Below are 313 nucleotides of genomic sequence, written 5' to 3'. Positions count from 1 at the left end.
AAATAAAAAACGCCATTCGGCGTGACATCAGGTATCATATTAAGTGAACCAAACCTATATGAAAGGATGTCCGTCAAATGACGCACTTAAATGATACCATGTCTACTAGTTTATTGACTACTCATAAAAAGAATGCTCATCTTACTAAAGAAGAACGTGTGATGATTGCGACTTTAAAGTCGCAAGGACTTTCCAATCGCGCAATTGGTCGCCAATTAGGAGTTAATCATCAAACAATTAATAACGAGCTCAACCGTGGTACGGTCCGCCAACTTCGTCGTCAAAAATCTAATGGTAAGATTTACGAATATTC

General features: G+C 38.0%; 1 protein-coding gene. It reads left to right on the top strand.

Annotated features, from left to right (window positions below; genetic code table 11):
- Positions 1 to 77 precede the first annotated feature (77 nt).
- A partial coding sequence (locus tag QOR82_RS09235; protein WP_283584434.1) for a helix-turn-helix domain-containing protein occupies positions 78 to 313 on the top strand: 236 nt, incomplete at its 3' end.

The sequence above is a fragment of the Limosilactobacillus difficilis genome (genome assembly GCF_947387495.1).
In the GTDB taxonomy this organism is placed as follows: Bacteria; Bacillota; Bacilli; order Lactobacillales; family Lactobacillaceae; genus Limosilactobacillus; species Limosilactobacillus difficilis.
Note: the sequence above shows the minus strand (reverse complement) of the source record. Positions and strands in the feature narration are given on the sequence as shown.